Origin of the sequence: Streptomyces endophytica, assembly GCF_026153355.1 — a bacterium.
In the GTDB taxonomy this organism is placed as follows: Bacteria; Actinomycetota; Actinomycetes; order Streptomycetales; family Streptomycetaceae; genus Streptomyces; species Streptomyces endophytica.
The window spans coordinates 2,101,518-2,126,507 of sequence record NZ_CP110636.1 but is presented as its reverse complement, the minus strand read 5'-3'; the positions used below and the strand labels follow the sequence as shown (position 1 = coordinate 2,126,507).

Annotated in this window: 22 protein-coding genes, 4 pseudogenes and 1 riboswitch; of the genes and pseudogenes, 14 read left to right on the top strand and 12 right to left on the bottom strand. The window is 73.1% G+C overall.

Going from position 1 to position 24,990, the window contains the following annotated elements:
* Window positions 1-278 precede the first annotated feature (278 nt).
* Complete coding sequence (locus tag OJ254_RS09640; RefSeq protein WP_265362004.1) at window positions 279-1,523, top strand: helix-turn-helix transcriptional regulator; 1,245 nt, start codon at window positions 279-281, stop codon at window positions 1,521-1,523.
* Between the two features lie 652 nt (window positions 1,524-2,175).
* Here OJ254_RS09640 and OJ254_RS09635 read toward each other — a convergent pair.
* Window positions 2,176-2,685: a 4'-phosphopantetheinyl transferase superfamily protein gene (locus tag OJ254_RS09635; protein WP_265362003.1), complete on the bottom strand. Its 510-nt coding sequence runs from the start codon at window positions 2,683-2,685 to the stop codon at window positions 2,176-2,178.
* 675 nt (window positions 2,686-3,360) lie between these two features.
* Entirely contained in the window at window positions 3,361-3,615 is a 255-nt protein-coding gene (locus tag OJ254_RS09630) for an acyl carrier protein (RefSeq protein WP_261956818.1), read from the bottom strand.
* A 342-nt stretch (window positions 3,616-3,957) separates the two neighbouring features.
* Between OJ254_RS09630 and fabI the strand changes: the two genes are divergently transcribed.
* The 3 genes and pseudogenes from fabI to OJ254_RS31545 all read left to right on the top strand — a co-directional run bounded on the left by fabI (window position 3,958) and on the right by OJ254_RS31545 (window position 6,751).
* The gene (fabI, locus tag OJ254_RS09625; RefSeq protein WP_265362002.1) at window positions 3,958-4,728 is read left to right on the top strand and encodes an enoyl-ACP reductase FabI; all 771 of its coding nucleotides are present in this window, start codon (window positions 3,958-3,960) and stop codon (window positions 4,726-4,728) included.
* Between the two features lie 6 nt (window positions 4,729-4,734).
* Window positions 4,735-5,250 (top strand): MaoC family dehydratase, encoded by a 516-nt coding sequence (locus OJ254_RS09620; protein ID WP_265362001.1) that lies wholly within the window; start codon window positions 4,735-4,737, stop codon window positions 5,248-5,250.
* Window positions 5,247-6,751: pseudogene (locus OJ254_RS31545) on the top strand (class I adenylate-forming enzyme family protein). The gene OJ254_RS09620 and the pseudogene OJ254_RS31545 overlap by 4 nt, the downstream one beginning before the upstream one ends.
* Before the next feature lie 296 nt (window positions 6,752-7,047).
* Here OJ254_RS31545 and OJ254_RS09605 read toward each other — a convergent pair.
* The 3 genes from OJ254_RS09605 to OJ254_RS09595 form a co-directional block, all read right to left on the bottom strand.
* Window positions 7,048-7,605 carry a DUF6344 domain-containing protein gene (locus tag OJ254_RS09605; protein ID WP_265361998.1) on the bottom strand — a complete coding sequence of 186 codons (558 nt, stop codon included), beginning with the start codon at window positions 7,603-7,605 and terminating at the stop codon, window positions 7,048-7,050.
* A 321-nt stretch (window positions 7,606-7,926) separates the two neighbouring features.
* Complete coding sequence (locus tag OJ254_RS09600; RefSeq protein WP_265361997.1) at window positions 7,927-8,343, bottom strand: DUF5994 family protein; 417 nt, start codon at window positions 8,341-8,343, stop codon at window positions 7,927-7,929.
* A complete protein-coding gene (locus tag OJ254_RS09595; protein ID WP_265361996.1) occupies window positions 8,340-8,486 on the bottom strand; it encodes a hypothetical protein in 147 nt (48 codons plus the stop codon). Before OJ254_RS09595 ends, OJ254_RS09600 begins: the two co-directional genes overlap by 4 nt.
* A gap of 492 nt (window positions 8,487-8,978) precedes the next feature.
* On the opposite strand from OJ254_RS09595, the gene OJ254_RS09590 reads away from it, so the two are divergent.
* The 4 genes and pseudogenes from OJ254_RS09590 to OJ254_RS09575 all read left to right on the top strand — a co-directional run bounded on the left by OJ254_RS09590 (window position 8,979) and on the right by OJ254_RS09575 (window position 12,659).
* Window positions 8,979-9,449 carry a BlaI/MecI/CopY family transcriptional regulator gene (locus tag OJ254_RS09590; protein WP_265361994.1) on the top strand — a complete coding sequence of 157 codons (471 nt, stop codon included), beginning with the start codon at window positions 8,979-8,981 and terminating at the stop codon, window positions 9,447-9,449.
* Between the two features lie 3 nt (window positions 9,450-9,452).
* A pseudogene (locus tag OJ254_RS09585) lies at window positions 9,453-10,399 on the top strand (M56 family metallopeptidase).
* A gap of 336 nt (window positions 10,400-10,735) precedes the next feature.
* Window positions 10,736-10,876, top strand: coding sequence for a hypothetical protein (locus OJ254_RS09580; protein ID WP_265361993.1), 141 nt, complete (start codon window positions 10,736-10,738; stop codon window positions 10,874-10,876).
* Window positions 10,877-11,328: 452 nt separating this feature from the next.
* A pseudogene (locus tag OJ254_RS09575) lies at window positions 11,329-12,659 on the top strand (LCP family protein).
* Window positions 12,660-12,934: 275 nt separating this feature from the next.
* Here the strand turns inward: OJ254_RS09575 and OJ254_RS09570 are convergent.
* On the bottom strand, window positions 12,935-13,207 hold the full coding sequence (locus OJ254_RS09570) for a DUF1876 domain-containing protein (protein ID WP_261956808.1): 273 nt from the start codon (window positions 13,205-13,207) through the stop codon (window positions 12,935-12,937).
* Between the two features lie 226 nt (window positions 13,208-13,433).
* Between OJ254_RS09570 and OJ254_RS09565 the strand changes: the two genes are divergently transcribed.
* The gene (locus OJ254_RS09565) at window positions 13,434-14,003 is read left to right on the top strand and encodes a hypothetical protein (RefSeq protein ID WP_341483597.1); all 570 of its coding nucleotides are present in this window, start codon (window positions 13,434-13,436) and stop codon (window positions 14,001-14,003) included.
* A 59-nt stretch (window positions 14,004-14,062) separates the two neighbouring features.
* Window positions 14,063-14,200 (top strand): hypothetical protein, encoded by a 138-nt coding sequence (locus OJ254_RS31540; protein WP_423835872.1) that lies wholly within the window; start codon window positions 14,063-14,065, stop codon window positions 14,198-14,200.
* A 61-nt stretch (window positions 14,201-14,261) separates the two neighbouring features.
* Here the strand turns inward: OJ254_RS31540 and cobN are convergent.
* Window positions 14,262-17,911, bottom strand: a pseudogene (gene cobN / locus OJ254_RS09560) (cobaltochelatase subunit CobN).
* Window positions 17,912-17,948: 37 nt separating this feature from the next.
* Window positions 17,949-18,076, bottom strand: a riboswitch (cobalamin riboswitch).
* A 203-nt stretch (window positions 18,077-18,279) separates the two neighbouring features.
* Here cobN and cobG point away from each other — a divergent pair.
* The 3 genes from cobG to OJ254_RS09545 are packed head-to-tail and all read left to right on the top strand — an operon-like array spanning window position 18,280 to window position 21,895.
* Window positions 18,280-19,698 carry a precorrin-3B synthase gene (gene cobG, locus OJ254_RS09555; RefSeq protein ID WP_265361992.1) on the top strand — a complete coding sequence of 473 codons (1,419 nt, stop codon included), beginning with the start codon at window positions 18,280-18,282 and terminating at the stop codon, window positions 19,696-19,698.
* A complete protein-coding gene (locus OJ254_RS09550; protein WP_265361991.1) occupies window positions 19,695-20,327 on the top strand; it encodes a precorrin-8X methylmutase in 633 nt (210 codons plus the stop codon). The genes cobG and OJ254_RS09550 overlap by 4 nt, the downstream gene beginning before the upstream one ends.
* Window positions 20,324-21,895, top strand: a complete 1,572-nt coding sequence (locus OJ254_RS09545; protein ID WP_265361990.1) for a precorrin-2 C(20)-methyltransferase — start codon at window positions 20,324-20,326, stop codon at window positions 21,893-21,895. The genes OJ254_RS09550 and OJ254_RS09545 overlap by 4 nt, the downstream gene beginning before the upstream one ends.
* A 42-nt stretch (window positions 21,896-21,937) precedes the next feature.
* Here OJ254_RS09545 and OJ254_RS09540 read toward each other — a convergent pair whose 3' ends face one another.
* Genes OJ254_RS09540 through OJ254_RS09525 form a run of 4 tightly spaced genes read right to left on the bottom strand, consistent with a single transcriptional unit; the run spans window position 21,938 to window position 23,692 of the window.
* Window positions 21,938-22,474, bottom strand: a complete 537-nt coding sequence (locus OJ254_RS09540; protein WP_265361989.1) for a CchlQ — start codon at window positions 22,472-22,474, stop codon at window positions 21,938-21,940.
* Window positions 22,444-22,662, bottom strand: a complete 219-nt coding sequence (locus tag OJ254_RS09535; RefSeq protein WP_265361988.1) for a DUF397 domain-containing protein — start codon at window positions 22,660-22,662, stop codon at window positions 22,444-22,446. Before OJ254_RS09535 ends, OJ254_RS09540 begins: the two co-directional genes overlap by 31 nt.
* 5 nt (window positions 22,663-22,667) lie before the next feature.
* On the bottom strand, window positions 22,668-22,874 hold the full coding sequence (locus tag OJ254_RS09530; protein ID WP_265361987.1) for a DUF397 domain-containing protein: 207 nt from the start codon (window positions 22,872-22,874) through the stop codon (window positions 22,668-22,670).
* Complete coding sequence (locus OJ254_RS09525) at window positions 22,871-23,692, bottom strand: helix-turn-helix domain-containing protein (protein ID WP_265361986.1); 822 nt, start codon at window positions 23,690-23,692, stop codon at window positions 22,871-22,873. The genes OJ254_RS09530 and OJ254_RS09525 overlap by 4 nt, the downstream gene beginning before the upstream one ends.
* 140 nt (window positions 23,693-23,832) lie before the next feature.
* On the opposite strand from OJ254_RS09525, the gene OJ254_RS09520 reads away from it, so the two are divergent.
* Window positions 23,833-24,054 (top strand): hypothetical protein, encoded by a 222-nt coding sequence (locus tag OJ254_RS09520; protein ID WP_265361985.1) that lies wholly within the window; start codon window positions 23,833-23,835, stop codon window positions 24,052-24,054.
* Window positions 24,055-24,195: 141 nt separating this feature from the next.
* Here the strand turns inward: OJ254_RS09520 and OJ254_RS09515 are convergent, their stop codons facing one another.
* The gene (locus OJ254_RS09515) at window positions 24,196-24,975 is read right to left on the bottom strand and encodes a cobalt-precorrin-6A reductase (protein WP_265361984.1); all 780 of its coding nucleotides are present in this window, start codon (window positions 24,973-24,975) and stop codon (window positions 24,196-24,198) included.
* Window positions 24,976-24,990 lie beyond the last annotated feature (15 nt).

Here is a 24,990-nt window from a genome sequence, read left to right as displayed (position 1 = left end):
GACCTGCCGATCCCGCCCCATCGGCCCGAACACGCCTCCGAACTGTCGCGATGTCCGTCGAACAGACAAGAGGAATACCGACCTCCGTAAGTGACAAAAAATGACTCCTCGCCGGAGCGAAGGTCGTCCACAGGGGCCCCCGAGCGGGCCTCCGGTGAGTAGACTCCCCGTCATCACGTTCCACTGTCCGGCGCCGTCCGTACACCGTCACTGTCCGTCCGCCCAACTCAACTGCGAGCGATTCCTTGGTGATTGAGCAGCCTGCTTTCGGGAAGCGAGTGCGGGAGGTCCGCCGCGCGCAGGGCCTGTCCCAGGGGGACCTCGCCGGGGGCGATCTCTCGCCCAGTTACGTCTCGCTGGTCGAGAACGGCCGCCGGATCCCGAGCCCCAAGATCGCCCGGTCGATCGCCGAACGGCTCGGCACGACCGTCGAGGCACTGAGCGCCACCGAGGAGCCCGGCGCCCGGCTGACCCAGCGCCTCGGCCTGGTCGGCCAGTTGGTGGCGGCCCGCGCCAGCCAGCTGGCCGGCGACTGGGCCGCGGCGCGGCGCCAGCTGGAGGCCGTGGTGGAGCAGGCCGGCGGCGCCGACCAGGACGAGGTGCGCTGGGAGGCCCACTGGGAGCTGGCCACCGTCCTCGGGCGGCTGGACGATCCGGCCCGCCACGAGGCCGCGCTGCGTCGGCTGCTCGACGACCCGCTCACCCGCACCGCGCCGGTCCTGCACGCCCGGGTCGCCATCGAACTCGCCCAGCTGCTGCGCACCGAGGGCCGCCTCCCCGAGGGCGTCCGCTTCGCCGAGGAGGCCGTACGGGTCACCACCGAGCTGGAGCCCGGCCGCCCGGAGCGGGCCCAGGCCCGGATGGCGCTGCTGTCCGCGTCCGTCGACAGCGGCGAGTGGAGCCGCGCCGAGCAGCTCGGCACGGAACTGCGCGCCGAGGCCGCACCGCTCCCGGCCGGCGAACTGCGGGCCGGCGCCCTGTGGGCGGTGGCCGGTGCCCAGTATCTGGCCGGACATCCCGACGAGGCCCTGGAACTCCTCGCCGAGGCCGAGGACCTGCTCGCCACGACCGACGGCGTACGGCTCCGCCTCCGGCTGGCCCGGGCCCGTGCGCTGCTGGCGCTCGCGGCGGGCCCGGCGGACGAGGCGGACGCCCTGCTCACCCGCGCCCGGCAGGCCACCGCGCTGGTCGGCACCCCCTCGGCCCGGACCTGGCTGGCGGTCCTGGAGACCGCCGCGGCACTGCGCCACGACGACGGGCCGGCGGCCGCCGACCACGCCGCGGGGATCGACCTCACGGCCGGTGACCTGTCCCCGCTCGACCGCGCCCGCTGCCTGCTCCACCTGGCCCGCGCGCACCGCGCGGGCGGCCACGAGGACGCCGCCGAGGCCGACTTCAAACTGGCCGCCGAGGGCTACGAACAGGCCGGCGCCTTCCGCCTGGCCCTGGAGACCTGGCGCGAACTCACGGCCGCCGCCCGCCGCCCGGAGAGCGGAGACCCGCACGCGGTCCTCATGCCGTAGTTCCGCTTTGCGGTTCCTCCCACGTACTTGGCCGTCCCGCCGCGGGGCTCCCTCGCCGTTGCGCTTTGCGGCGCCTCCCACGTACCCGTCTGTTCCGCCGCGGGGCTCGCTCGCCGTTGCGCTTTGCGGCGCCCCGCACGTACCTCGCCGTCCCGCCGCGGGGCTCCCTCGCCGTTGCGCTTTGCGGCGCCCCGCACGTACCTGTCTGTCCCGCCGCGGGGCTTGTTCGCCGTTGCGCCTGGCGGCGGGCGTGGTGTTGTCGGGTGCGGTGCCGGCCCTCCAGACTTCGTCCTCCGGTCCAGCCCCTCCCGTGAGTGGGAGTTTCAAAGCTGGTTGGGGGCGGATCTGGTCTGTTGCCTGCGGGCGCGTGGGCATTACGTGCACCCCCACCGTCGTTTTCTTCCCCTCTCACGGGAGGGGACGGGCCGGAGGGGCCGGTTGTGTGGACGTAAAGCGTCAGCAGTCCACACGACCGGCCCCGGAGGCCCGTCACCGCACCCACCACAACCCAGCCCGCCGCAGGCGCAACGGCGAACAACACCCGCGGCGGGACAGACAGGTACGTGCGGGGCGCCGCAAAGCGCAACGGCGAGAAACCACCACGGCGGGACGGCCAAGTACGTGGGAGGCACCGCAAAGCGCAGCGGAACGGCTACCTGGAAGGCACCGCAACGCGCCACGTACGAAGCCCCGACGCCGGGGCGGCCATGGCCGCGGAGGCGACCGTGCGCGGGCCGGTGGGGAGGTCGCGGACGTAGGCGATGCCGCCGGGGTGGGCCGGGGACGCCGGGATGACGACCTTGCCGTCGCGCGCCTCGCTCAGCGCGTCGATCTCGTCGGCGAGGGCCAGCCCGCCCCGGCCGGTCAGCCGCAGGGCCGCCTCCTTGCGGGTCCACAGCTGGGCCAGCCGGTGGGCCCGCCGGTCCTCCGGGGCCTCCTGGACGTAGCGGCGTTCCAACGGGGTGAAGGGCAGCAGCAGTTCGCTGACCGGGCCGCGCGGCACGGTGTGGACGGAGAGGGCCACCGGCAGGTCCCTGGTCACGGCGAGGAACTGGCGGCCAGGGTCGGCGGCGATGCCGAGGCAGAGACGCGCACCCGGGGGCCAGCCGACCGCGGGCGGGGGTGCGGCGGAGACCGGGCGGCCGAACCCGTCGTGGGTCACCGGAATATCCCGGGGAGAACACTGGAGTAACCGTCCGAGAAATTCCGTCAAACAGGCGGTCTGGCGAATGTCTGCGCCGTCGGGCCAGAATATGTGCAATGCGCCGTCGGCTAATTCATCGGCGCGATCCGGGTGCCAAAGCCCCTCGTCACCAGGTGTGTTGGACGTGCCGCCGGGGTCGGCATGACTGAGCGAATGGCCGCTCGGGTGCGCGTCACAGAAAGGCTCGTCCCCCGCATAGATCCCCTCGCACCATGTCGACTTTCTGTGGACGGTTGAGATCCACAGAAAGCAGTGCACTGAGTCGATTTGATTTACCGTTCGGAGATCCTCAAGGTAACCCTGGTCTATGCCTGCGTCAACAAGCGACGACCGAAAATCAACTCTGGTTTACTCACGGGCATTACCAAATTTCGCCAAGTTGCGGCCGAGGATCATGTCGGACGCTCTTCGTCCCGGTCCGTCCAGGACTGCCGTGGTCGGCGCGCACAGGTCCCGGACCTGCGGAGAAGTCACAACTACCGTGCAGGGATCGCCCGTTGGGTCATCTGACCGATATTCAAATTGACCACCGCTCGGTGCGCCAGCGGCGCACTCCTGCCGGACGGGACCGTACGCGGCAGGAGCGCGCGCCGGCCGGGGGACCCGCGTGGCGTAGGCGTTCCCGGGCGGGGCTCAGGACGCCAGCTGCTTCTCGACCCGGAGCACAATGTCCAAAACTCTACGCATGTCCTTCATCTCCTCTTCGGGCAGTGCGATCCCGAAGCGCTCCTCGGCGACCACGATCACCTCGGCCATGGCCAGGGAGTCCACGTCCAACTCCTCGACCAGGGACTTCTCTTCGGTCACCTCGGCCGGCACGACGCCGGCCACCTCGTGCAGGATCTCGGCGAGCTCGGCAACGATCTCTTCTCGGGTCGGAACGGTCATGACGATCACCTCTCTGTCGGAGACGGGCGGGAACAGGGGTCCACGGCCGGATGTGCGGCCGGATGGATGCCGGGCCGTACGACACGCGTACGGCCGGGCGGGTGGCCGGGCGTACGGCCAAAGGCGCGGCACCGTTGCCGCCCACGCGAGGTGACGGAGTGCGGCGGACGCCGGCGCGCTGACGTGACACAAGAGTCACTGTTTTGACTATGCTTGACTATTCTAGTCAACTGGAGGTCGGATAGGTTGTCAATGACGACCTATCAAGACCAAGGCCGGACATTGGCGTTGAGTTTTGTCCGGTGACTCTGGAGTCGATGACGAGTCAGACGGAGGCACCGCATGAGCGGTCTGCTCGACGGAAAACAGCTGGTGATCACCGGAGTGATCACCGAAAGCTCGATCGCCTACGCGGTGGCCCGGCTCGCCCAGGAAGAGGGCGCCAAGATCGTCCTCACCGCGTACGGGCGGCCGAGCCTGGTGGCCCGGCTCGCCCGGCGGCTGCCGGAGGAACCCCCCGTCGTGGAACTGGACGTCACGGACGAGGCGCAGCTCAGCACGCTCGCCGACCGGGTCGGCGCCCACCTGGACGGGCTCGACGGTGTACTGCACTCGGTCGCCCACGCCCCCGCCACCTGCCTGGACGGCGGCTTCCTGACCGCCCCGTGGCGCGATGTGTCCGCCGCGCTGCACACCTCCACGTACTCCCTGGTGGCGCTCACCATGGCCTGCCGGCCATTACTGCGCCCGGGCGCCTCCGTCGTCGGCGTGGACTTCGACGCCTCGCGGGCCTGGCCCGGCTACGACTGGATGGGCGTCGCGAAGGCGGGACTCGAAGCCTGTTCCCGCTACTTGGCGCGGGACCTCGGCGGCCACGGCATCCGCGCCAACCTCGTCGCGGCCGGCCCGCTGCGCACCCTGGCCGCCCGGGGCATCGGCGGCGACGGCCCGTCCTTCGAGAAGGACTGGTCGACACGGGCCCCGCTGGGCTGGGACCCGCAGAACGCGGAACCGGTGGCCCGTACCTGCCTGGCCCTGCTCTCGGACTGGCTGCCCGCCACCACCGGCGAGATCGTCCACGCGGACGGCGGCCACCACATGATCGGCGACTGACCCACGATGACGGGCAGAGCGACCCCCGGCCCGGCCGGCCCCACCGGCCCTCCGGCGCCCGGCAGCGGCAGCGGCAGCGGCACCGATGTCCTCCGCTGCGGCCCGTACGTCCTCGACCGGGCGCGGATCGCCGGGTTCGCCGCCGCGCTCGGTGACCCGCACCCGGCCTACACGGATCCGGTCGCCGCCCGCGCTCTCGGCCACCCCGACACCCTCGCCCCGCCCACCTACCTCGTCACCCTCGCGGCGCACGCCGAGGACCAACTGCTGCGCGCCCGGCCGGACCTACCCGGCCTCGACGGTGCCGTGCACCGGGCCCAGAGCCTGCGGCACGCCCGCCCCGCGCACGCCGGCGACGTCCTCCACGCGACCGTCCGCCTCGCCGACGTCGCGCACCTCGCCGGCCGTCGGCTCCTCACCCTCGACTGCGCCTTCCACGACGCGGACGGCCTGTGGGTGGCCACCACCACCTCCACCCTGCTGTGCCGTCCCCTCGACCCCACGGGATCGGAGCACCCATGACCGACACCATCGCCCCTCCGGTCGCCGCCGCCCGGCTCGTCGACGGCACCGCGACCCCGCGCGGCGGCACCCCGCCCGACGCCACCGGCGCCCTCGACGGACCGGCGCTCGGCCGCCGGCTGGCGGCCACCGCGCGGGCCCTGCACGGGCTCGGCATCCGCGCCGGCGACCGGGTCCTGGTCCAGGGCGACAACAGCATCGACTACGTCGTGACGCTGCTGGCCCTGATGCGGCTGGACACCTCACTCGTCCCGCTCGACCACCGGCTCTCCGCCGGTGACGCCGCCGCGGCCGCCCGCCAGGCCCGGGTCCGCTGGCTCGTCACCGCCGCGGACCCCACCACCGGCTTCCCCGGCGTCCCCGACCACCGCATCGTCCACTATCCGCACCTCACCCCCGTTCCCCCCTCCGCATCCACATCCTCACCAGCGCCTTTGGCCGCCGAGGCCGACCCCCTCGACGCCTGGTTCCGCCGGTCCGACGCGCTGGTCCTGTGGTCCTCGGGCACCACGGGACGCCCCAAGGGCATCGTCAAACCCGGTCACGCCGTCCTCGACAACTCGCTGCGCACCATCCGGGCCATGGGCTACCGCGCGGACGACGTCCTCGCACCGCTGCTGCCCTTCTCGCACCAGTACGGGCTCTCCGTCATCCTGCTGTGGTGGCTGACCCGTTGCACCCTGCTGGTCACCCCCTACCAGCGGCTCGACGCGGCGGTCGGCCAGGCCGCCGCGCACGGCGCCACCGCCGTGGACGCCGCACCGTCCACCTACCACTCGCTGCTCGGCGTCGTCCGCCGCCGCCCGGAAGTACGCGCCGGTCTCGCCGGCGTCCGCGTCTGGGGCGTGGGCGGCGCGCCCCTGCCGGCCCCCTGGCCGAGTCCTTCCGCACGACGATGGGCCGCCCGTTGCTGGACGGCTACGGCCTGACGGAACTCGGCAACGTCGCACTGGCCACGCCGGACTCACCGCACGGCTGCGGGCGCCCCCTGCCCGGCGTACGGCTGCGCGTGCTGCGCCCGGACGGCACCGTTGCCGCGCCCGGCGAACTCGGCGGCATCGAGGTGCGCTCGCCCGGGCTGATGGCCGGCTACCTGCGCGAGGACGGCTCGCTCCGTCCCGTCGACCAGGACGCCTGGTACCCGACGGCCGATCTCGGCAGCGTCGACGCCGACGGCACGGTGCGGGTGGTGGGCCGCAATCAGGCCGTGCACCGGCTGGGCTTCACGCTCTATCCCGAGAGCCTGGAGCGCCGTGCCGAGGCCTGCGGCCGCCCGGTCAAGGTCCTGGCGGTGGAAGACCAACGCCGCGGCAGCGCACTGCACTTCGTCGTCGCGGACCCGGAGGGCGATGCTCCGCTCACCTGGCGCCGGCGCCTGGCCGAGCACCTCGCGGAGTACGAACAGCCCAACGTGGTCCATGTCGTCGACCACTTCCCCCTCACCGCCAACGGAAAGCCGGACGCGCGCGCGTTGCGTGCTCAGCTGGGGTTGGGGTCCTGAAGGGGAGGAACTCTCAAGTCTTTGGGTGTTGTTGAGCTAGGGATTCAGCTGGGGATTCCACTAGGGATTCCGCTGGGGATGGTGCGCTTCACGTCGTGCGAGGGCGAGGGGTCTGCGTCTCGCCGTACCCGCGTCTCGTCTGCGTCTCGTCTTGTCTGCGTCTCGCCTTGCCTGCGTCTCGTCGTCGGTCTGCGTCGCGTCTCGTCGGCGCGGAGCTGTCACGCGCCGTCCCGCCTGTGTCAGGGCCGGCGGGCCTGGCCGGTGGAAATGCTCGCGCGGAACTGCCGCTGCCCGGCTCAGACCGTACGGGCGGGGTGCGCACGGCGACGGGCGGCCGGGATGGCCGCGGGACGCGGGTTCACGCTGCCGGCGGTCTGCGGGGCGGCCCCGGCGGAGGCGGTGGACAGCGGCTCGGTGCCACGGATGCAGCGGCTGCGCAGACCGGGCGAGGCCCCGTGCGCCTCGGCGTGGATGCGCTGCTTGATGGTGGGCGGCAGCTCGGGCCGGGCGAGCATCGGCCGGGCGGGCGCGGCCTGGCCGTACCGCGTCACCGTGCGCGGAGCCGGCACCGTGGGCCCCTCGACGACCGGTGTCTCCAGAGCGGGCGTCTTTGCCGCGGGTGCCGGGGCAGCGGGTGCCGCCGCGACGGGTGTCCCTGGTGGCGGGGTGTCCCCGTCCGGGCCGGCCGCGCCCCGCGGCTCGGTGCCCGCGTCCGCGTCGCCCAGCGTCCGCTCGTAGAGCGCGGCCTCCCGGCGCGCCGCCGACGCCGGCGCGGAGACACCCAGCGATGCCAGCAGCTTGCCGAGCACGGCAAGGCACATCGCCCAGAACGTCATGACCTTGTTCGCAGCCATGGCTCCTCACTTCCGATCAGGATCTCCCGAGAGATCCGCTTGCTTCCCTCTGTACTTCGGTTGCACTGCCTCAGTTGCCGCGTTCCGCTCGCATCGCTTACGTTGCGCCGCTTCTGTTGCGTTTTCTTATGATGAGTACGCAATGGGAGGATTCACGGACCGACGCCCCCGGGTCGGCGTTCTTCCGATGAACACCACCCGTACGCAGTAGCCACCGCGGGTGCGCGCCACGGATTCCCGGGTTATGGCGGGTCGCGGGCAGGCCGGGGCGGGGAGCCCGCAGGCCAGGAGGGAGCCGGGATTCAGCCCGGGATTCAGGCTTCAGGCCGGGGTGACCGGGTGCGGCGTTCCCGTGCGGGCCATCTCCGCCATCATGCGGACGGCCTCGGGCTCGGGGGTGGCGGGCGGGATGATCTGCAGGTCCCAGCGGCCGTTGCCGGTGGAGACCAGGCAGAGGGTGTCCGGCCCGTGGTGGCCGCTGGTCCGGCGCAGGCGGACGACGTGGCCGTCGACGATGATCCGGGCCGGCAGGGCGGGCCAGGCGTCGCCGTTCACGGTGGCGTGGGTGATCCGCGGCCAGTCGAAGGGCAACGCCATCAGCAGCGCGGGGAGTTCGGCCAGCAGATCGGTCGCATGCGGCCACCAGATCCCGTCGATGCGCCGGACCGTCTCGCTGTGCGGGGCGATGGCGACCCGGGCGACGGGCGGCGGGGCGTGGTGCTGCCCGGCGGTCGTCACAGGTCGCCGCCCGTCTTGCCGGAGGGCGGTGGGGTGGGGGGCGGTGGGCCGGCCAGGGGGCCCGGGTGGGCGGCGTCGCGCGGGTGCCTGCGGATCCGCTGCCGCATCGACTGCTTCCAGTCCGCGTACCGGTGGGTGGCCATCCGTCCGGTCTGCTGGGCATTCAGCCGGGCGAGGAACAGCGCCCCAGCGCGATCAGCGCCAGCAGTACGACCACGGTCAACAGAGTCTGCATGGTGCTCACCTCACTCGGGCGAACCGCGGCAGATCGGTGGACGGCGGACGGTCTGTGCGCGGCAGACGGTCGGTGGATCGCGGCCGATCCTGGTGCGCCCGGTGTTGTGGGTCCCCGAGTCCCTTGGTGCTTTTACGGTACCCCGCACGGGCCCGGCGCATCCCTCCGTAGCAGGTGAAAGGCCCTGTGCGCTCGGTAATCGGCCCGGAGGAGGGCGATCTCCGGGCCGGGGGGCGCGACCTCGCGAGGGACCTCGGGGCAGGCGGGCGCCGGACCTCCCCCGCCGCCCTCCCGGACCTCTCCGGGCCCGGCTCCGCCGCTCAGGCGCCGACGGGTGCCGGCGTCTAAGATGCCCGTCGTCCCGGCCGGCGGGACACCCCGCGCGATGGGAGGCGACGGCATGGGCCAGAAGCCCTTCGGGACGGCGCCGGACGCCGGGGGAACCGGCCGCCGGCGCGGGCAGGGCCAGCTGGAGTCCCAGGTGCTGGCCGCGCTGCACCACGCGCCCGGGCCGGTCACCGCCGCCTGGGTCCAGGAACGGCTCGGCGGCGACCTCGCGTACACGACCGTGATGACCATCCTGTCGCGGCTGCACGCCAAGCAGGCCGTCTCCCGTGAACGCTCCGGCCGCGCCTACGTGTGGACCCCGGCCGCCGACGAGGCCGGGCTCGCCGCGCTGCGGATGCGCCGGGTCCTGGACGGCGAACCGGACCGGGACGCGGTCCTCACCAGCTTCGTCTCCGCCCTCTCGCCCCACGACGAGCAATTGCTGCGCACCCTCCTCGACCGCGCCGCGGACGACGCCTCCGGCGCGGACGGGACGGACATTCCGCAGGGGACCGCCCACCCGGACGAAGCCCGCGGAGCCTGACCGGTGGGCGTCTTCGTGTTCCTGCCGCTGGTCCTGCCGCTCACCGCGCTGCCGATCGCCCGGCTCGCGGAAACAGCACCTCCACCCGCGCGCCGGCACCCGGCTGCTGACCCTGCTCGCCGCCGTCCTCGGGCTGTGCAGCACGCTCTGCCTGGGGCTGCTGATGGTCGTCGGCACGGCCCAGCTGCCCGGCAACCCACTGCCCGACGGCTGGTCGGACCCCGAGGTGCGGGCCGCCGTCCCGTACGCCGAGGTCGCCGGCGCCGCCGCGATCCCGCTGCTGGCCGCCGCGCTCGCCGGCTGCGGGACCGCGCTGCTGCGGCACCGGCGGATCCGGGACCGTACGCACCGCGCGCTGGACGGGCTGCCGGCCGGCGCCGACCCGGCGGTGCTGCCCGACGACGAGCCGTACGCCTATGCCGTGCCCGGCACCGCCGGCCGCCCCGGCCGGATCGCGGTCTCCCGGGGCATGCTGCGCAGCCTGGACGAGGACGAGCGGCGCGCCCTGTTCGCGCACGAGCGCGCCCACCTCGCCTGCCGGCACCACCGCTACCTGCTCGCCGTGCGCCTCGCCGGCTGCGTCAACCCGCTGCTGCTGCCGCTGCGTTCCGCGGTCGCCTTCGCCGCCGAGCGCTGGGCGGACGAGGAGGCCGCGCGGGAGGTCGGCGACCGGCGGCTGACCGCCCGGGCGGGGCAAGGCGGCGCTGGTCACCCGCGCCGCGCCGGCTCCGGGGCTGGCGCACTTCGCGGCCGCCGAACCGGGCCCGGTGCCGCGCCGGGTGGCCGCGCTGCTCGGTCCCGTGCCGCCGGCCCGGCACTGGCCCCCGGCGCTGACCCGGGCCGGCCTCGCCGCGCTGGTGGCGGCCGCGGGCACCGCGGCCTCCGCGCTCTCCGCGCTCAACGCGGCGGTGGCGCTGTTCCTCGTCCTGAAGGCGGCGACACCGCTCTGAGGGAAGACCCGCTCCGGGGGACGACGCCCCGAGCGACCGGAGTCCGGCGGCGAGCCGCCGGGGTCCGTTGTGCCGTTCCGGGGGCGGCGGGTCCGCACGGCGGGCACACTGTTCGGATCTGATCCGGCTCCGCTCCCGTTCCCCCTCATCGGCGTCCTTCTACACGCATGTAGAACTTGCCGGTACAGTTGCCCGCACACATGCGCAACGGGCGTGTCCGGAGGGGGAGATGGCGACGAGGTGCGGACTCCTGAGCCGGGACTGCCCGCCTCCAGAGGCGGAGGTGCGGTGGGTCTACCAGCCGGTGGAGGTCCAATACCGGACGACACCTGGGTCTTGGGCCGGATCAGCGGCTGGTGGACGGACGCCGCGGGCGAGGTGTGGTGCCGGCTGCGTACGCTGCCCGGCGGCGACGGCCCCCGCTGGTTCCACTACGACCCGGAATCCGTCCGGCTGTTGCCCAGCGCGGGCATCTGACCCACCGCCTCCGCACCGGCCCGTCCGGCCGGTGCCGCCGTCACCCTGCCGGCCGCCCTTGCCCGCGACTTTGGCGTCCCGTGCAACCTTCGGGGCGCCCGAACCATCTGCTTCAGCAGACCGGCGCACTCCTCGTACCGAGTGCGCCCGGCACGAGCAGTTCGACCAGCACCACCCCCGACCAGCAGAACCAGCAGCAGGACCGGCAGGAACGGCCTTTCCGGCAGGAACGGCTTCCCCGGCGGGTCCGGCGCGATCAGAAGAGCCAGAAGGGCCATCCGCGTGCATGACAGGCAGCCGCACCAGCAGACGGCCCCTGGGACGACGACGCGACCACCGACGCCACGCCCCACGCCTCACCCGACGGGCCCGGACGCCGCTCCGGCGGCTCCCGCAGGGCGAACCGGGCGAAGCCGTCGGGCCGGCGGAGCGCGTCAGGAGGGAAGGTCCGGATGACCCGACGCGGCCGGATCGTGGCCTGGACCGGCGGGGTGCTCGGCGTCCTGGTGCTCGGCACCGCCGGGGTCGGGGCGTGGGTCTACCAGCACCTGGACAGCAACATCCACGGCGTGGACATCGGCGTCGACGGCAAGCGGCCGGTCAACCTCAGCCCCGGCTCCAAGAACATCCTGGTCGTCGGGTCCGACAGCCGGGCCGGCGCCAACGCCAAATACGGCAAGGGCCTGACCACCATGCAGTCGGACACCCTGATGTGCTGCACATCGCGGCCAACCATAAGTGGGCCACCGCGGTGTCGTTCCCCCGTGACTCGTGGGTGCAGATCCCCGCCTGCAGCCGCAGCAACGGCTCGAAGTCGTCCCCGCACCACTTCAAGATCAACGAGGCATTCTCGATCGGCGGTGACGGCGGCAGCGTCACCAAGGCCGCGGCCTGCACCATCAAGACCGTCGAGAAGAACACCGGCCTGCGGATCGACCACTTCACCTCGATCGACTTCCAGGGCTTCAAGGGGATGGTCAACGCGCTCGGCGGCATCGAGGTCTGCCCCAAGCACGCCATCCACGACAAGAAGGCCCACCTGGACATGGACGCCGGCTGCCAGAACGTCCAGGACGAGAAGGCGCTCGGCTACGTCCGCACCCGCTACAGCGTCGGCGACGGCTCCGACCTCGGGCGGATCGGCCGTCAGCAGGAGTTCATGAAGGCGCTGGCCGCGAAGGCGCAGTCCAAGCTGACCAGCCCGGGCGACCTCTACGGCTTCCTGGACTCGGCGACCAAGTCCCTCACCACCGACAACGAGCTGGCCGGCCTCAAGCAGCTCTACGACCTGGCCTCGACGGTCAAGGACATCCCCTCCGACCGCCTCACCTTCCTGACCGTGCCCAACTACTACCGCGAGGCCGACGTCCCCACCGACCACGCCAATGTGATCTGGCAGTACCCGCAGGCCGGGCAGTTGTTCAGCGACCTCGCCCACGACCGCGAGATCGGCGCGGCCGGCAAGGCGAAGTTCGCCGAGGCCGCCAAGAGCCCGATGACCGCCCGCTCCGTGCGGGTACGCGTCCTCAACGGCACCGGCACCCCCGGCCAGGCCGCCACCGCGGCGGGGCAGCTGCGGCAGCTCGGTTTCACGGTCATCGGCACCGGCAACGCCCCCGCGACGGACAAGACCACGCTCACCTACCCCGGCTCCCTCAAGGCGCAGGGCGAGATCCTGGCCGCCCGCCTCCCGGGCCTGAAGCCGACCCAGGCCGCCGACGCGACACCGGACACGGTGACGCTGACCATCGGCCCGGACTTCACGGCGCTGATGGGCGGCTAGCCACGCGGCGGGGGCCACCGCGGGTGGCGCGGCGGATGACCGGCCACGCCGCCACGGCCCCGGCCAGCACCCCGGCCGTGTTGTTCGCCCAGTCGACCGGCTGGCAGGAGCGCACCGGGCGAGGCGAGCCGTCCGCCCGCCCCGGCCACGATCTGATCGGGCAGCGTGATCCCCAGACCGGACGGCACAGCGTGCCAGAGCAGCACAGTGTGCCCGAACCGCGCGGTGCGCGCCCGGGCCCCGTCCTTTCCCCGCGCCTCAGCCCCGCGTACTCCTCACGCCTGCAGCCGCTCCACCGGCCGGGCCGTGTGCACCTCGATGTCGTGCGCCGCCCGCTGCAGCAGCTGGTGGCTGAGGTCCGACATCGCCCGGGCCACGGCCAACTCGTCTCCGATGGCCGGGACGTTCTCGTCCGCGGGATTGCACCGCGCCGAGCCCTGGCCGACCATCTGGCCGCCTTCCTTGCCGCGCAGCCTGGCCTCCGCCCGGACCTCGCTGCCGGTCTCGGTGATGCTGATCTCGGTGTTCCATGTCTTCGTGGCAGTCACCGGAAGCCTCCTCATCCGCCCGTACGCAGCACATGAACCGCCCCCACGAAAATCCTCGCACCGGGGCCCGCGGGTCGCACCTGCAGCTATGTGCACCCCGACCCTCGGGTTTTCCCCATGGTCCGCGCCCCCGCCGGCGCCTTAACCTCTCTCTTCGCGGTCGTCCGGCGGCCCGCCTCTTTCGACCGCTTCCACCCACCAACTGCCTTTCGCACCGGGGGACTTCATGCCGCACCGCCACCACCACCGCACCCGCCTCCCCCGCCGCACCCTCGCGGCCGCCGCGGCGGCCGTCGTCGCGGTGTGCGGCATCGCTGCCTGCGGCCTTTTGCCCGGGGAGACGTTCGAGGACGACGCCGTGGTGTCGAAGAGGATCACGGCGGTCCGCCTGGACAGTGACTCGGGCGGTGTCACGGTGCGCGGCGGCGAGGGCGGCGGCAAGAACGGCGCCGCGGTCTCGCTGCACCGCTCGGTGGAGTACCACGGTGACCGCCCCCAGGGGGCGACGCACCGGGTCGAGGACGGGGTGCTGGTGCTCGGCGGCTGCGGCGACGAGTGCTCGGTGACGTACACGCTCGATCTTCCGGCCGGCATCCCGGTCAGCGGGGAGACCTCGAACGGGGCGGTGAACCTGAGCAAGGTGGGCGCGGTGAAGGTGACCACGAGTTCCGGGCCATCGACCTCGACGGCGTCACCGGCCCGGTCGACGTGCGGACCAGCAACGGCCGGATCACCGGACGCGGCCTGGCCGGCGGGCACATTTCCGCCGAGACGTCCAACGGCGCGATCGACCTGACCCCGGCCCGGCCGCAGCACGTCCGGGCGAAGACCTCCAACGGCTCGGTCACCGTACGGATGCCGAAGGGCAGCTACGACATCGCTGCGGACACCAGCAACGGCGCGAAGCACATCGGCCTGGCCGACGACCCCGAGGGCCGCTACCGGCTGATCCTGAGCACCTCGAACGGGGACATCACCGCGAAGGCGGCGTGACGCGCGAGGCGTAAGGCGTGAGGTGCCGGTGCCCGGCCGGTCGGCCGGGCACCCGGGAGGACTACTCCTCGCCCTCCAGCTCGCCCTCGGTCTCCAGGAAGACGTCGCGCAGCGCGGCCAGGGTCTCCGCGTCCGGCTTCTCCCACATGCCGCGGGACTCGGCCTCCAGGAGGCGTTCGGCGATGCCGTGCAGGGCCCAGGGGTTGGCGTCCTGGAGGAAGGCGCGGTTCTCGGGGTCGAGGACGTAGGTCTGGGCGAGCTTGTCGTACATCCAGTCGGCGACCACGCCCGTGGTGGCGTCGTAGCCGAAGAGGTAGTCCACGGTGGCGGCGAGTTCGAAGGCGCCCTTGTAGCCGTGGCGGCGCATCGCCTCGACCCAGCGGGGGTTGACGACCCGGGCGCGGAAGACCCGGGAGGTCTCCTCGACCAGCGAGCGGGTGCGGACGGTCTCCGGGCGGGTGGAGTCGCCGATGTAGGCGGCCGGGGCCTGGCCGCCGCGCAGCGCCTTCACCGTCGCCACCATGCCGCCGTGGTACTGGAAGTAGTCGTCGGAGTCGGCGATGTCGTGTTCGCGGGTGTCGGTGTTCTTGGCCGCGACCGCGATCCGCTTGTACGCGGCCTCCATCTCGTCCCGGGCCGGGCGGCCTTCGAGGCCACGGCCGTACGCGTAGCCGCCCCAGACGGTGTAGACCTCGGCGAGGTCGGCGTCGGTGCGCCAGTCGCGGGAGTCGATCAGCTGGAGCAGGCCGGCGCCGTAGGTGCCGGGGCGGGAGCCGAAGATGCGGGTGGTGGCGCGCCGTTCGTCGCCGTGGGCGGCCAGGTCGGCCTGGGTGTGGGCGCGGACGAAGTTGTCCTCGGCCGGCTCGTCCAGGCCGGCGGCGAGCCGTACCGCGTCGTCCAGCAGGCCGGTGACGTGCGGGAAGGCGTCGCGGAAGAAGCCGGAGATGCGCAGCGTGACGTCGATGCGGGGGCGGCCGAGCTCGGTGAGCGGAATGGCTTCGAGGCCCGTGACGCGGCGGGAGGCGTCGTCCCACACGGGGCGGACGCCGAGCAGCGCCAGTGCCTCGGCCACGTCGTCGCCGCTGGTCCGCATGGCGCTGGTGCCCCACAGGGACAGGCCCACGGACTGCGGCCAGTCGCCGTTGTCGGTGCGGTAGCGCTCCAGCAGCGAGTCGGCGAGGGCCTGACCGGTCTCCCAGGCGAGCCGGGAGGGCACGGCCTTGGGGTCGACGGAGTAGAAGTTGCGGCCCGTCGGCAGCACGTTGACCAGCCCGCGCAGCGGCGAGCCGGACGGGCCGGCCGGGACGAAACCGCCGTTCAGGGCGTGCACCGCGTGGTCGATCTCGTCGGTGGTGGCGGCGAGCCGCGGGACGACCTGGCGGGCGGCGAAGTCGAGGATGTCGGCGACCTGCGGGCCGTGGCCGGCGGCCACGCCGGGCACCGCGGCCGGGTCCCAGCCGGCGTCCTCCATCGCCTGGACCAGGGCGCGGGCCCGGGCCTCGGCCTCGTCGGCGGTGGTGCGGGTCGCGGCGGACTCGTCGAGGCCGAGGGCCTCGCGCAGGCCGGGCAGGGCGGAGGTGCCGCCCCAGATCTGGCGGGCGCGGAGGATGGCCAGGACGAGGTTGACCCGCGCCTCGCCGGCCGGGGCCGCGCCGAGGACGTGCAGGCCGTCGCGGATCTGGGCGTCCTTGACCTCGCACAGCCAGCCGTCGACGTGCAGCAGGAAGTCGTCGAAGCCGTCGTCGTCCGGGCGCTCCGCCAGGCCCAGGTCGTGGTCGAGCTTGGCGGCCTGGATGAGCGTCCAGATCTGGGCGCGGATGGCCGGGAGCTTGGCCGGGTCCATGGAGGAGATCTGCGCGTACTCGTCGAGCAGCTGCTCCAGGCGCGCGATGTCGCCGTAGGAGTCGGCGCGGGCCATCGGCGGGACGAGGTGGTCGACGAGGGTGGCGTGCACCCGGCGCTTGGCCTGGGTGCCCTCGCCGGGGTCGTTGACCAGGAAGGGGTAGACGAGCGGGAGGTCGCCGAGGGCGGCGTCCGGGCCGCAGGCGGCGGACAGGCCGGCGTTCTTGCCGGGCAGCCACTCCAGGTTGCCGTGCTTGCCGAGGTGGACCATGGCGTCCGCGCCGAACCCGCCGTCCTCGCGGGACGCGGCGATCCAGCGGTAGGCGGCGAGGTAGTGGTGGGACGGCGGCAGATCGGGGTCGTGGTAGATCGCGATCGGGTTCTCGCCGAAGCCGCGCGGCGGCTGGATGAGCACCAGCAGATTGCCGCGGCGCAGCGCGGCGAGCACGATGTCGCCGTCGGGTTGTGGGTGCGGTCCACGAACATCTCGCCCGGCGGCGGCCCCCAGTGCCGCTCCACCGAAGTGCGCAGCTCCTCCGGGAGGGTGGCGTACCAGCGCCGGTAGTCGGCGGCCGGGATGCGGACCGGGTTGCGGGCCAGCTGCTCCTCGGTGAGCCACTCCTGGTCGTGGCCGCCGGCCTCGATGAGGGCGTAGATCAGCTCGTCGCCGTCACCGGATGCGAGGCCGGGGACGGGCTCGGCGCTCTCGTCGCCGAAGTCGTAGCCGTCCGCGCGCAGCCGCCGCAGCAGTTCGACGGCGGAAGCCGGGGTGTCCAGCCCGACGGCGTTGCCGATCCGGGAGTGCTTGGTGGGGTAGGCCGAGAGCACCAGCGCCAGGCGCTTGTCGGCGTTGGGGAGGTGGCGCAGCCGGGCGTGGCGTACGGCGATGCCGGCGACCCGGGCGGCCCGCTCGGGGTCGGCGACGTAGACCGGCAGGCCGTCCTCGTCGACCTCCTTGAAGGAGAACGGCACGGTGATCAGCCGGCCGTCGAACTCCGGGACGGCGATCTGCGAGGCGGCGTCGAGCGGCGAGAGGCCCTCGTCGTTCTCCTCCCAGGCGCTCCGCGGCCCGGTCAGGCACAGCGCCTGGAGGATCGGGACGTCCAGCGCGGCCAGCGCGCCGGCGTCCCAGGACTCGTCGTCACCGCCGGCGCCGGCCTCGGCGGGCTTGGTGCCGCCGGCGGCGAGGACGGTGGTGACGATGGCGTCGGTGGTCCGCAGCGCGTCGATGAGTTCGGCCTCGGGGGCGCGCAGCGAGGCGACGTACAGGGAGAGCGGGCGGCCGCCGGCCGCCTCGATCTGCGCGCACAGTTCGTGCACGAAGCCGGTGTTGCCGCTCATGTGGTGGGCGCGGTAGTAGAGCACGGCCACGACCGGGCCGGTGCCGTCGGCGGCCGGTCGCTCCAGGCGGCCCCAGGTGGGGGCGGGCACGGGCGGTTCGAAGCCGTGGCCGGTGAGCAGCACGGTGTCGGAGAGGAAGCGCGCGAGCTGTTCGAGGTTCGCCGGACCGCCGTGCGCGAGATAGGCGTGCGCCTCGGCCGCGATGCCGACCGGGACCGTGGACTGCTCCATGAGCTGGGCGTCCGGGGCCTGTTCGCCGGTGAGGACGACCACCGGCCGGTGCTGGCCCTCGGCGAGCAGCAGGTCGAGGCCCTCCTGCCAGGCGCGGATGCCGCCGAGGAGGCGCACGACGACGAGGTCGGTGCCGTCGAGCAGGGCGGGCAGCTCGGTGACGTCGAGGCGGGCGGGGTTGGCGAGCCGGTACGCCACCGGGCCGGTGGCCGCGCGGGCACTGAGCAGGTCGGTGTCGGAGGTCGACAGCAGCAGGATTCGGGGGGCCGCGGGGTGGTCCCCGGACGAATGCAGCATGCGAGCGCTGGCCTTCCTCGGGGTGTCCGCGCCCCGGGTGGTCGTAAGGACGGCGGGAGTTCCTGACTCACCCGGCTCCGGCCGGGTTCACAGTGGCGGGACCGCGCCGGATTCTCACCGGGCTTCCTCCCTCGGGCCCGAGGGCCCGGCGCCGTCGCTGGCGTCCGACGGGTCAGCCGACCCGCCGACCTGCATAGTAAGGGCTGCGGGCGACGGAGGTAAGCGGGCCTTCACGGGGGCGGTGCGCGGCCGCGGGCAGGGGATTCGGTACGCCCGGTACGCGGGGCTCCATCACCCGTGCCGCGGTGGCCGGATTCGTCCGATTCATGGCCGGATCCGCCCCGGATCGGGCGCGCACGGTCGTAGGTATGCTCGCCGCCATGCCGCCCTCCCCCTCACCACGGCCCCGACCGGCCGAGCCGCCCGTGCGGGCCCGCGGTGACGCCTGCCCGGGAGCGCTGCGGCTGCATCCGGCCGCCGACGGCCAGCTGGCCCGAGTACGCATTCCCGCGGGCGATTTGACGGCCCATCAGGCCATGGCGCTGGCCGATGCCGCGGACGTGCTCGGCGACGGCCGGCTGTCCCTGACCTCGCGCGGCAACGTCGAGCTGCGCGGCCTGCCGGACGGCTGCGGCGGCCGCCTCGCCGGGCTGCTGCACGACGCCGGCCTGCTGCCGTCCGAACGCCATGAACGCATCCGCAACATCCTCGCCTCCCCGCTCGCCGGACTGGACCGGAACACCCCTGCTGACGTGCGGTGGTGGGCCCGTCGGCTGGACGCGCTGCTGTGCGCGAGCGACTCCGCGACCGCGCTGTCCGGCCGTTTCCTGTTCGTCCTGGACGACGGGCGGGGCGATGTGGCGGCGCTCGGCGGCGATGTGACGTTGATCGCAGAATCGGGCATCACGGGTGCGGCGGGGTCCGGTGGCGGGGCGCTGCTGCGGGTCGGCGACGACCCGGCGGCGCTGCGGATCGCCGGCCCGGACGTACCGCGCGCGGCGCTGGCCGCCGCCGAGACGTTCCTGGCCGCCGCGGCGGCCGGCGGCAGCGGCGCCTGGCGGGTGCGCGAACTCCCGGACGGCCACGGGCTGTCCGCGCGGGACCTGGCGGAAGCACTGCGCGCGGCGGGCATCGAGGCGTCGTACGTGGCGGAGACCACCGGGGTGCGGGGCGCGGCGCCCGGCCCAGCGGGTGCGTACGCGGACTCCTCCGCCCCCGGCATCGTCGAGGGCCGCGACGGCCGCCGCGCGCTCTCCGTACTGGCGCCGCTCGGCAGGCTGTCGGCGGCCCAGTGGCGGCTGCTCGCCTCCGTCGCGGCCGATGACGGATCCGGCGAACTCCGCCTCACCCCGTGGCGCGGCATCGTCGTCCCCGGCCTGCCGGCCGCCGCGGCCGCGCCCCGCCTCCGCGCACTGGCCGCCGCGGGCCTGGTCACCGACCCGTCCTCCCCCTGGCACCGCATCGGCGCCTGCATCGGGCGGCCGGGCTGCGCCAAGTCCCGCACCGACGTCCGGGCGGACGTGGCGGAGGCGGTCGAGGCGGGCTCACCGTTGCCGCGGGGCGTAACCCCGCCCGTCGACTCCGCAGCCCTGCCCGTCCACTGGTCCGGCTGCGAGCGCCGCTGCGGGCACCCGCACGGGGCCTGGATCGACGTGCTGGCGACCGAGGCGGGCTACCGGGTCGCGGTCGTCGACCCGGAGGCAACACCCGCCGCACCCACCACGCCGAAGACGACGCCAACCGCACCACCCGCAACACCAGGAACGCCAGAAACGAGGCCAGAGTGACCGCGTTCGACTACGAGAAGGACGGTGCGGAGATCTACCGCCAGTCCTTCGCCACCATCCGGGCCGAGGCGGACCTCTCCGGCCTGCCCGCCGACGTCAGCCGGGTCGCGGTCCGGATGATCCACGCCTGCGGCATGGTCGACCTCGTACGCGATCTGGCCTTCACCCCCGGCGTGGTGGCCGCCGCCCGCAAGGCGCTGCGCGACGGCGCGCCGATCCTCTGCGACGCCAACATGGTCGCCAGCGGCGTGACCCGCAAGCGGCTGCCGGCCGGCAACGAGGTGCTCTGCACGCTGGCCGACCCCGCGGTGCCGGACCTGGCCGCCCGGATGGGCACCACCCGCAGCGCCGCGGCCCTGGAACTGTGGCGGGACCGCATGGAGGGCGCCGTCGTCGCGTTCGGCAACGCCCCGACCGCCCTCTTCCGGTTCCTCGAAATGATCGAGGAGGGCGCGCCCCGCCCGGCCGCCGTGATCGGCATACCCGTCGGCTTCATCGGCGCGGCGGAGTCCAAGGACGCCCTGATCGCCCATCCGTCGGAGCTGGACCACATCGTGGTGCGCGGACGGCGCGGCGGCAGCGCCATGGCCGCGGCCGCCCTCAACGCCCTTGCAAGCGAGGAAGAGTGAGCGTGAGCGAGCAGCAGGAAATCGGCACCGGCACGGGGACCACCGGCCGTCTCTACGGCGTGGGCCTCGGCCCCGGCGACCCGTCCCTGATGACCGTACGGGCCGTCGAGGTCATCGCCGAGGCCGACGTCATCGCCTACCACAGCGCCCGCCACGGCCGCTCGATCGCGCGCTCCATAGCGGCCGGGCACCTGCGCGCCGACCACATCGAGGAGCCGCTGGTCTACCCGGTCACCACCGAGTCGACCGACCACCCCGGCGGCTACCGCGGCGCGCTCGACGAGTTCTACGAGGAGGCCGCGGCGCGCCTCGCCGCGCACCTCGACGCCGGCCGCACGGTGGCGGTCATCTCCGAGGGCGACCCGCTCTTCTACGGCTCCTACCAGCACATGCACAAGCGGCTCGCGCACCGCTACCCGACCGAGGTGATCCCCGGCGTCACCTCGATCAGCGCCGCCGCGGCCCGCCTGGGCAAGCCGCTCGCGGAGGCCGACGAGGTCCTGACGATCCTCCCCGGCACGCTGCCCGAGGAGGAACTGACCGCCCGTCTGGCCGCCACCGACACCGCCGTGGTCATGAAGCTGGGCCGCACCTTCCCGACCGTCCGCCGCGCCATGGAACGCGCCGGCCGCCTCCCCGAGGCGCACTACGTCGAACGCGCGACGATGACGGGCGAGCGCACCGCCGCACTCGCCTCGATCGACTCCGACACGGTCCCCTACTTCTCCGTCACGGTCGTCCCCAGCCGCATCGCGGCCCAGTCCGTGACGCCGCCGCAAACCGAGGCGCCGTCGCAAGCCGAGGCCGCGGAACCCGTCCACGGCGAGGTGGTCGTCGTGGGCACCGGCCCGGCGGGCCCCCTCTGGCTCACCCCCGAGTCCCGCGGCGCCCTCGCCGCCGCCGAGGACCTGGTCGGCTACACCACCTACCTGGACCGCGTCCCGCCGCGCCCCGGCCAGCGCCGCCACGCCTCCGACAACAAGGTCGAGTCCGAACGCGCCGAACTCGCCCTGGACCTGGCCCGGCGCGGCCGCCGGGTGGCCGTGGTCTCCGGCGGCGACCCCGGCATCTTCGCCATGGCCACCGCCGTCCTGGAGGTCGCCGCCCAGGACCCGTACCGCTCGATCCCCGTACGCGTCCTGCCGGGCGTCACCGCCGCCAACGCCGCGGCCGCCCGCGCCGGCGCCCCCCTCGGCCACGACTACGCGGTCATCTCCCTCTCCGACCGCCTGAAGCCCTGGGAGGTCATCGCCGAACGCCTGCACGCCGCGGCCGCCGCCGACCTGGCCCTCGCGCTGTACAACCCCGGCTCCCGCAGCCGCACCTGGCAGGTCGGCAAGGCCCGCGAGCTCCTCCTGGAACACCGCGCCCCGGACACCCCGGTCATCCTCGCCCGCGACATCGGCGGCCCCGAGGAATCCGTCCGCACCGTCCCGTTGGCCGACCTCGACCCCGCCCAGGTCGACATGCGCACGCTCCTGATCATCGGCTCCTCCCAGACCCAGGCGGTACGCCGCGGGGACGGCACGCAGGTGGTGTGGACGCCGCGGAGGTATCCGGAGAAGTAGGCCGGAACGAGCGGGTGGCATGACTCCCTGGGAGCCCAGGGGTCATGCCGCCTGCCGGCAGACCGGACAGCGGTCCGTCCCGTCCCACTCCTCCCAGCCGAAGGTCGCGGGTGCGAGGAAGCGTCCCTCCAGTTCCTCACGCACGGCCACGCGGTAGGCCCAGACCGCTTCGAGGTAGGGGTGGTAGACGTCGTGGAAGGCGCGCGAGCTGTGCCCGGCGCCTTCCGCCACGGCTCGCTGGAGCGCCCGCAGCCGCTCGAACATGGCCTGTCCCGCGCCGGCGACGGCGGTGCTCGCGTCGATGAACAGCCGCTCGCGCACCTCGTGGATCCCGGCGTCGGTCAACGCCGCCCGCGCGGCGGATTCGTTCTCCGCCCCGTCGCCCGCCCCCTGCGCGATCTGCCGAAGCCGCGCGTGGCACACCCCGGCCGCGGAGATGAACTCGATGTAGACCGCCCGCCGCCGCTCCGCGCTACTACGGGCTTTCTCGTGCCGCTGCTTGAGCTGATCCGCGAACACGGTCCCGGAAATGGCGATCAGACCACCACTCACGGTCGCGACGAGAGTCCCCCAGTCCACGCGTCCCCCTTCACGCCGGCTATGAACGACGACCAGGCGGCGACGGGAATGCACAGCGTGGGGCCGTCCGGATTCTTGCTGTCACGGACCGGGACCGCGTTGGGAATGCCGTCGGCGACCTCGATGCAGTTGTCGTCCCCGCCGTCGCAGTAGCTGCTCTTGCGCCACGTGATGGTGGGGCTCGACATCCCCCTCACAGTTGGTCTTCCTTAACCGTTTCTATGAAGGCCGACCACGCCGTCGCACGGAACCACAGCACCGGGCCGTCCGGGACCTTGCTGTCACGGACCGGGACCGCGTTGGGAATGCCGTCGGCGACCTCCAGGCAGTTGTCGGCACCCCCGTCGCTGTAGCTGCTCTTGCGCCACGTGACCTCGACCAGTTCGGGGATGGTCCTCATGGTCTGTTGTCCTCCACCAACCGCTCGATGAATGCTGCCGAATCGCGAGGCGAGAGCGCTGCGTCGCGCAGTTGATCGTAAGACAGGCGGTATCGCTCAACCTCCCCTGGCTCATCGAGCAGTTCGCCTGACTTGTTGCCTTCCAGGTAGGCAACAGCGCTACCGTCCGCCATCCACAAGAGCCAGAGTGAACCACCCATCAGGCTATGCACCGCTGCGGCGAACGGAAGCACTTGGATGGCCACGTTCTGAGTCTTGGCAGCCTCCGCGATCCGCACCAGCTGGGCATGCCAGACCGCCGGATCGGGCGCCGGGCGCCGTAGTGCAGACTCGTCGAGGATGATCCGGACGCTCGGTGACCGATCGCGCTGTAGCAGTTCCTGCCTACCCAGGCGAGCGGCAACCGCTTCTTCGAGCTCGTCAGTGCTTATGGGCGTCGGCGACGAGGAGAGCACTACCCGGGCGAAGTCCTCGGTCTGGAGCAATCCAGGGACACTGATCGCGTACGAGTGCAGGATCGTCGCCTTCGCCTCATGCTGCATGAACAAGCGGTACTTGTCCTTGAACGCATCCAGTCGCGCCAGCTTCCAGAGCCTCACCAGCAGTCCCGCCGTCCCGTAGGCCCGATCCAGGGCCTCCATGACGGGCAGCTTCGACAGGCGTTCGCCGGTTTCCAGGCGGTTCAGGTACGTGCGGTCGTAGTTGGTGTCCTCGGCCAGTTGGGCCAGCGACTTCCCCGATGCCTCGCGTAACCGGCGGAGTTCACAGGCGAGGACCCAGCGGGCGGAATCCTCATTCTCGGAATTCTTTTCGACCATCCCCACTCACTCCCCTTGTTGCTTATTCTCACGACAACGCCCACCTGCTTTCGCAAGCGAGGCCGCATCCACAACTCTAGGCATCGGCAAGGGCGTTGGCAGCCCTTGCCAGGATCCGAACTTGAGGAAGGGAAGAAAAGATGGTGGAGCGCAGTCGGGCCGCCGCGACGATCAAGGATGCGGAGAACGCGCGGGATGAGTTGCGGGTGGCGTTGAAGGGCGCGGGGCTGACCTTGCCCTCGTTGACGCTGGACGGGGTTTCCTTGGCGGGGGATTTCCCGCGACCCCTCGTCGACCTGGGGCGTTGTACGCCGCAGACCGCGCGGCGGCTCGCCGAGGCGTTGCGAGGGGAGGTTCGGTGAATGCTTCGGTGAATGGTTCGGTGAGGGGCGAAGAAAAAGAGCCCGAGACGCCACGTGAGCCGGAACGCGCGGCACGGAATGTGGAAGTCGCGCGGCTGCGGCTCGAAGAGCTGGTGCAGCGGGTGCGGGAAGCGAATCGGCTCAGTGTGCAGCGGCCTCGTTGAAAAGAAGGCGGAGCCAATTCGCCGCCTCGGCCGGAGTGGCCGCCTCCGGAATTCCCTCCGGCGTCGGAGGCCGGCGTACGACCACGACCGGAATTCCCGCCTCCCGGGCCGCGGCCAATTTGGGGGCGGTGGCCGCCGCGCCACTGTCCTTGGTGACGAGGACGTCGATGCGGTGGGTACGGAGGAGCTCGCGCTCGCCCTCCAGGGTGAAGGGGCCGCGGTCGAGGAGCACCTCCATCCGGGGCGGGTGCGGGGGCTCGGGGGCATCGACGGAGCGGACGAGGAACCAGAGGTCGGCGAGGTGGGAGAAGTGGGCGAGGCCCATGCGGCCGGTGGCGAGGAAGATGCGGGACCCGAGGGCGGGGAGGGCCGTCGCGGCCCCCTCCAGGGAGGCGACCTGGTGCCAGGTGTCGTCGGGGCCCGGCACCCAGCCGGGACGGCGGAGCGCCAGCAGGGGAACATGGGCGGTGGCGGCCGCCTCGGCCGCGCTGAAACTGATCGTGCCGGCGAAAGGATGGGTGGCGTCGATGAGCGCGTCCACCGCGTGCTCGCGCAGCCAGCGGGCGAGGCCCTCCGGGCCGCCGAACCCGCCGATGCGCACCTCCCCGTCGGGCAGACGCGGCGCGGCGACCCGGCCGGCGAGCGACGACGTCACGCGCAGCGCCGGCTCCGCCGCCAGGGTCGCGGCCAAGCGGCGGGCCTCGGTCGTACCGCCGAGGATCAGTACGTGGCGTGGCGGGCGTGCTGCGTCGGACATGGGATGTGGGTTCCT

Excerpts from the sequence above, each read along its gene's own strand:
- OJ254_RS09630 (WP_261956818.1), bottom strand. The coding sequence starts at position 3,615 with ATGACCGTTCCGACCCGAGAAGAGATCGTTGCCGAGCTCGCCGAGATC.
- fabI (WP_265362002.1), top strand. The coding sequence starts at position 3,958 with ATGAGCGGTCTGCTCGACGGAAAACAGCTGGTGATCACCGGAGTGATC.
- OJ254_RS09620 (WP_265362001.1), top strand. The coding sequence starts at position 4,735 with ATGACGGGCAGAGCGACCCCCGGCCCGGCCGGCCCCACCGGCCCTCCG.
- OJ254_RS09605 (WP_265361998.1), bottom strand. The coding sequence starts at position 7,605 with ATGGCTGCGAACAAGGTCATGACGTTCTGGGCGATGTGCCTTGCCGTG.
- OJ254_RS09595 (WP_265361996.1), bottom strand. The coding sequence starts at position 8,486 with ATGGCCACCCACCGGTACGCGGACTGGAAGCAGTCGATGCGGCAGCGG.
- OJ254_RS09590 (WP_265361994.1), top strand. The coding sequence starts at position 8,979 with ATGGGCCAGAAGCCCTTCGGGACGGCGCCGGACGCCGGGGGAACCGGC.
- OJ254_RS09565 (WP_341483597.1), top strand. The coding sequence starts at position 13,434 with ATGCCGCACCGCCACCACCACCGCACCCGCCTCCCCCGCCGCACCCTC.
- OJ254_RS31540 (WP_423835872.1), top strand. The coding sequence starts at position 14,063 with ATGCCGAAGGGCAGCTACGACATCGCTGCGGACACCAGCAACGGCGCG.
- cobG (WP_265361992.1), top strand. The coding sequence starts at position 18,280 with ATGCTCGCCGCCATGCCGCCCTCCCCCTCACCACGGCCCCGACCGGCC.
- OJ254_RS09535 (WP_265361988.1), bottom strand. The coding sequence starts at position 22,662 with ATGTCGAGCCCCACCATCACGTGGCGCAAGAGCAGCTACTGCGACGGC.
- OJ254_RS09530 (WP_265361987.1), bottom strand. The coding sequence starts at position 22,874 with ATGAGGACCATCCCCGAACTGGTCGAGGTCACGTGGCGCAAGAGCAGC.
- OJ254_RS09525 (WP_265361986.1), bottom strand. The coding sequence starts at position 23,692 with ATGGTCGAAAAGAATTCCGAGAATGAGGATTCCGCCCGCTGGGTCCTC.
- OJ254_RS09520 (WP_265361985.1), top strand. The coding sequence starts at position 23,833 with ATGGTGGAGCGCAGTCGGGCCGCCGCGACGATCAAGGATGCGGAGAAC.
- OJ254_RS09515 (WP_265361984.1), bottom strand. The coding sequence starts at position 24,975 with ATGTCCGACGCAGCACGCCCGCCACGCCACGTACTGATCCTCGGCGGT.